Origin of the sequence: Mesorhizobium sp. M7A.F.Ca.CA.001.10.2.1, assembly GCF_003998575.1 — a bacterium.
GTDB lineage: Bacteria > Pseudomonadota > Alphaproteobacteria > Rhizobiales > Rhizobiaceae > Mesorhizobium.
Window position 1 is genome coordinate 1 of record NZ_RZQY01000953.1, and the last position, 1,662, is coordinate 1,662.

The window sequence follows — 1,662 nt, forward strand, 5'->3', positions numbered from 1 at the left end:
GCCTACAACAAGGTGCCGGTGCCGCCGACGGTGATGATCGCCGGCACCTCGGATCTCGAACTGGCAGCGCAGACGCTGGGCTTTCCGCTGGTGCTGAAAATCCCGGATTCGTCGTTCTCGCGCGGCGTCAAGAAATGCGCCAATTTCGAGGAACTGAAGACGCTTGCTACCGAATGGCTGGAGGATTCCGACCTTCTGATCGCGCAAAAATTCATTCCGACCGAGTATGACTGGCGCGTTGGTGTGCTCGGCGGCCAGCCGCTGTTTGCCGTGCATTATCTGATGGCCAAGAAGCACTGGCAGATCGTCAACCACAAGGCCAACGGCAAGCCCGACCAGGGCGGCATCAAGACCTTCACGCTGAAGGAGACGCCGGCGCATGTCGTCGAGACGGCTGTAAAGGCGGCGCGCTGCATCGGCGACGGGCTCTACGGCGTCGACCTCAAGGAGACCAAGGACGGCGTCTTCGTCATCGAGGTCAACGACAATCCCAACCTCGACCATGGCTGGGAGGATTCCGGCGAGAAGGACGAGGTCTGGGTGCGGCTGACGCAGTGGTTCCTGGAGCGGCTGGACCGGCCGGGGCGGTAATTTGATCGGGGGTAGAACATGCAGTTTATCGTGATCGAGGATTTCACCGGCTGCGATCGCAAGGAGATCTATCGCCGCTTTCGCGACCGCGGCCGCCTGAAACCGGACGAGCTTCTCGTGCACCACAGCTGGATCGCGGCGGACATGAGCCGCTGCTTCCTGCTGGTGGAGACCGATGACGTCACGCTGCTGCAGCGTTGGGTCATCGAATGGGCGGATCTGGTGGAGTTCGAGATCATCCCTGTGGCGACAAACAAGGACATGGCTGAGGCCTTGAGCGGGCACCTCTGATCATCGCCGCACGCTACGTCAACGCAGTGCCGGCGAGTCCACTGCGCGTCGGCATTCGTCGATCAGCCACTGGCGAAACGCCGCCACGACGTCGCGCCTGGCGCTGCGCTCGGGGATCGTCAGGCAATAGGGCTGGCGCAGCTCCAGTGCCTGGGCGAGGGGCCTGACAAGCCGGCCGTCTTCCAGCGCCTCGGCACAGTAGATTCCTTGCGCCAGCGCCACGCCCAATCCCGAAATCGCAAGGTCGAGCGCTGCACGCGATGAGTTGGCCGAGAGGCCGCGCTGCGCTGCCCGGCCGGGCTCGATGCCGGCCGCCTCGAACCAGTTGTGCCAGGACGGAAAGGACGCACCAGTCGGTCCCCAGCCCGTGTGGATAAGCGGCAGACTGGCCAGGCCTTCGGGTTTGATCGTGTCCGCCAGCCCGGGCGCACACACGGGATAGACTGCGTCCTGGACGATGTCCTCGGTCGGGTGCTCGCGATAATGCGGCCCATAGGAGAGCCTGATGTCGATCAGTTCACGGTCGAACGGCACCGGGTCGTCGTCGCCTCTGAGCGATATGTCGACGGCGCCATGGCTTGAGGCAAAACCAGCGAGACGCTGCGAAAGCCAACCCATGGCCATGGATGGCGGCACCGACACCACAAGGCGCGGGCGGAACGCATCGCCGCCCAGCTGGCGCGCGACGCTGCCGATCTCCTGGAAGGCCATGGTCAGCCTGGGCAGCATCTCGACGCCGGCCTCGGTGAGGACGACGCGCCGGTTGACGCGGTGGAACAG

At 64.3% G+C, this 1,662-nt stretch carries 3 protein-coding genes; 2 read left to right on the forward strand and 1 reads right to left on the reverse strand.

Translation table 11 applies throughout. The features are described from left to right. Nucleotides 1-591, forward strand: a 591-nt coding sequence (locus tag EN964_RS33855; RefSeq protein ID WP_164776321.1) for a RimK family alpha-L-glutamate ligase, incomplete at its 5' end; no start/stop codon positions are given. 30 nt (nucleotides 592-621) lie between these two features. Then, a complete protein-coding gene (locus tag EN964_RS33860; protein ID WP_236383112.1) occupies nucleotides 622-882 on the forward strand; it encodes a DUF3303 domain-containing protein in 261 nt (86 codons plus the stop codon). Between the two features lie 18 nt (nucleotides 883-900). Here EN964_RS33860 and EN964_RS33865 read toward each other — a convergent pair. Continuing rightward, nucleotides 901-1,662, reverse strand: a 762-nt coding sequence (locus EN964_RS33865) for a LysR substrate-binding domain-containing protein (protein ID WP_127277393.1), incomplete at its 5' end; no start/stop codon positions are given.